Origin of the sequence: Lacisediminihabitans sp. (assembly GCF_036404185.1) — a bacterium.
Classification (GTDB): Bacteria; Actinomycetota; Actinomycetes; order Actinomycetales; family Microbacteriaceae; genus Lacisediminihabitans.
Genome location: NZ_DASWPB010000004.1, coordinates 1 through 2,389, shown reverse-complemented (window position 1 = coordinate 2,389; position 2,389 = coordinate 1). Strand labels below are relative to the sequence as shown.

The window sequence follows — 2,389 nt, the reverse complement described above, 5'->3', positions numbered from 1 at the left end:
CGACGGGGTGCTCACGGTCGTCTCGAAACTGCTCAACATCGCCCAGCCGCAGGTTGTGCTCTTCGGCCAGAAGGATGCCCAGCAGGTCTTCCTCGTGAAGCGCATGGTTGCCGACCTCAACCTGCCGGTCGCCGTGGAGGTCGTGCCGATCGTTCGCGAGGAGAGCGGCCTTGCGCTGTCCAGCCGTAACCGGTTCCTGAACGACCGTGAGCGACAGGCCGCCCTTCGGCTGTCGATCTCGCTGGAGGCGGCGCAGTCATCCGCGGATCGGGGTGTCGACGCCGTCCTCGCCGCGGCGCAGTCGGTGCTCATGGGCGAGCAGCTCGTGGAGCTCGACTACCTGAAGATCGTCGATCCAGAGACGTTCCTGCCCGTCGACGACGACTATCGGGGCCGGGCGACCGTGCTGATCGCCGCCAGGGTGGGAACCACGCGGCTGATCGACAACGAGACGATCCTCCTCACCGGTTCTCGCTCCTGACCGACCCGCCGTGCAGGCCCCCTAAACTTGGGCGTTGGACCTACAGGAGTGATGCATGACCGAGCAGACCACCGCCGAAGCCGCGGAGCCGAGCGAAGAGGAACTCTCCGAGCAGACCCAGGTGCGGCTCGGCAAGCGTGAGCGCCTGATCGACTCCGGCGCGGAGGCCTACCCGGTGTCGCTGCCGATCACCACGACGATCCCCGAGGTGCGTGCGGCCTACGCCGACCTCGAGACGGATGCGACCACCGGCCACATCGTCGGCCTCGCCGGCCGGGTCGTCCACCTCCGCAACACCGGCAAACTCTGCTTCGCGTCGCTCCAGTCCGGCGACGGCGCGCGCATCCAGGCCATGGTCTCGCTCGCCGAGGTGGGCCAGGATTCGCTGGACCTGTGGAAGGATCTCGTTGATCTGGGCGACCACGTCTTCGTCTCCGGCGAGGTCATCTCCAGCAGACGCGGTGAGCTGTCCGTTCTCGTGAAGGACTGGAAGATCGCGGCCAAGGCGTTGCGGCCGCTGCCCAACCTGCACGTCGAACTGAGCGAGGAGACCAGGGTCCGCAGCCGCTACCTCGATCTCATCGCCCGCGAGGGCGCCAGACGGATGGTGCGCGATCGCGCCGGTTCCGTCGCCTCGCTGCGCAAGACCTTCGCCGACCACGGGTACATCGAGGTCGAGACGCCCATGCTCCAGACGATGCACGGCGGGGCATCCGCTCGTCCCTTCATCACCCACAGCAACGCCTTCGACACCGAGCTGTTCCTGCGCATCGCTCCGGAGCTCTTCCTCAAGCGGGCCGTGGTCGGCGGCATCGAGCGGGTGTTCGAGATCAACCGCAACTTCCGCAACGAGGGCGCGGACTCGACCCATTCGCCGGAGTTCGCGATGCTCGAGGCGTACCAGGCCTACGGCGACTACAACCAGATGGCCGATCTCACCCAGGAGCTGATCCAGAACGCCGCCGTCGCCATCAGCGGCGGCCAGGTCGTGACCTGGGCAGACGGGAGCGAGTACGACCTCGGCGGCGCGTGGGATCGGCTGAGCATGTACGACTCGCTGAACGAGGCGTCCGGCTGGTCGATCACCGTCGACACCCCCGCGGAAGAGCTGCTCGCGCTCGCCGAGTCGGTGGGGGTCGAGGTGCGCCAGCCCACCCACGGCAAACTGGTCGAGGAACTGTGGGAGCACTTCGTCAAGGGCGGCCTGGAGCGGCCCACCTTCGTAATGGACTTCCCCGTCGACACCTCGCCTCTCGTGCGGGCGCACCGCTCCAAGCCCGGACTGGTCGAGAAGTGGGACCTCTATATCCGCGGGTTCGAACTGGCCACCGGATACTCGGAGCTGGTCGATCCCGTCGTCCAGCGCGAGCGGTTCATCGAACAGGCGAAGCTCGCCGCGGCCGGCGATCTCGAGGCGATGCGCCTGGACGAGGAGTTCCTGCGGGCGCTCGAATACGGGATGCCTCCCAGCGGCGGAATGGGCATGGGCATCGACCGACTGCTCATGGCCCTCACCGGTCTCGGCATTCGCGAGACCATCCTCTTCCCGCTTGTGAAGTAGGGTTCGGGGATGAGCAATCTGCAGAAGGAGCCGACCGACCCGAAGAAGGCGTCCAGGATCAGGCTCGTGCTCTGGATCGCGGTCTCCGGTATCGCGATCTACTCGATCGTGACCGGCATCATCGGGATCATGCACAACGGCTAGTCCCCGCTCAGCCTTCCGACGTATCCTTGATCGGTGATCGAAAACTACTGGGGCAACTTCGTGTTCTCGCTCACGCCGACCGTGCTCGTCGGCCTCATCTTCTGGCTGGTGATGCGCTCGATCCTGCGGGCGGATCGCACCGAACGCAAGGTGTACGCCCGGGTCGAGGCGGAGGAGCGGGCACGCATGGAGCGGCTCTCCGC

At 66.5% G+C, this 2,389-nt stretch carries 3 protein-coding genes; all 3 read left to right on the top strand.

The features are described from left to right. A partial coding sequence (locus VGC18_RS00190) for a pantoate--beta-alanine ligase (RefSeq protein ID WP_331092979.1) occupies positions 1-481 on the top strand: 481 nt, incomplete at its 5' end. 55 nt (positions 482-536) lie between these two features. After that, positions 537-2,042, top strand: a complete 1,506-nt coding sequence (gene lysS, locus VGC18_RS00185; protein WP_331092977.1) for a lysine--tRNA ligase — start codon at positions 537-539, stop codon at positions 2,040-2,042. Between the two features lie 9 nt (positions 2,043-2,051). Further along, entirely contained in the window at positions 2,052-2,186 is a 135-nt protein-coding gene (locus VGC18_RS00180; RefSeq protein ID WP_331092975.1) for a hypothetical protein, read from the top strand. The last annotated feature ends 203 nt before the right edge of the window (positions 2,187-2,389 follow it).

Coding starts and splice junctions, on each gene's coding strand:
- lysS (WP_331092977.1), top strand. CDS start 537: ATGACCGAGCAGACCACCGCCGAAGCCGCGGAGCCGAGCGAAGAGGAA.
- VGC18_RS00180 (WP_331092975.1), top strand. CDS start 2,052: ATGAGCAATCTGCAGAAGGAGCCGACCGACCCGAAGAAGGCGTCCAGG.